This window comes from Microvirga sp. P4_G7 (genome assembly GCF_056401005.1).
This window is the reverse complement of sequence record NZ_JBFUKD010001087.1, coordinates 1-744: the sequence shown is the minus strand read 5'-3', so window position 1 is coordinate 744 and position 744 is coordinate 1. Positions and strand designations below refer to the sequence as shown.

At 68.4% G+C, this 744-nt stretch carries 1 protein-coding gene; it reads left to right on the top strand.

Going from position 1 to position 744, the window contains the following annotated elements; translation table 11 throughout:
• The coding region (locus AC1DT3_RS23185; RefSeq protein ID WP_477467506.1) for a hypothetical protein at window positions 1–267 on the top strand (267 nt) is incomplete at its 5' end.
• Window positions 268–744: the final 477 nt, after the last annotated feature.

Sequence of the window (744 nt, the reverse complement as noted above, 5' to 3'; positions counted from 1 at the left end):
TCCGAGCCGATCCAGGCGCTCATGATCGTCATGAGCGCGTTGACGGTGTTCGGCGTCGCGTGGGTTTTGATGCGCGGGATCGTCGAGATCCGGCTGGCGCGGCGGGCTGCGGTCGTCGGCGCGCGGGATGCGCGGCCGGTGGCGTCGTGGCGGGAGGCGCRGTTCGAGGATGCGCGGTTGGCCGAACCGCTGCGCGTTCTCCCCATCGCCGAGGGCGACGATGTGGGTTCGGCTGAGCCGGTGCCATCGCCGGGCTCGTCCAGCTGACCCTCATCCTGAGGAGCCGCGGCAGCGGCTTCTCGAAGGAGGGTCCAGAGCTCGCTGAAGACGCCTCGTCCTTCGAGACGGGCCTTTGGGCCCTCCTCAGGATGAGGCTTCGAGACGCGACTGCGTCGCTCCTCAGGATGAGGCTCACTTTTGTCATCACCGGGCTTGTCCCGGTGACCTCGCTTCGTGAGGCACAGCGCTCATCCGATCGAGGTGGCCGGGACGGGCCCGGCCATGACAGCGGTGGAGGATTGCCAACCCACCCCTCGGTGTCATCACCGGGCTCGTCCCGGTGACCTCGATTTGTGAAGTGCGGCGTTCATCCGATCGGGGTGGCCGGGACAGGCCCGGCCATGACAGCGGTGGAGGATTGCGACCCCTCCCTCCTTTGTCATCACCGGGCTTGTCCCGGTGACCTCGCTTCGTGAGGCGTGGCGCTCATCCGATCGGGGTGGCCGGGACGGGCCCGGCCATGAC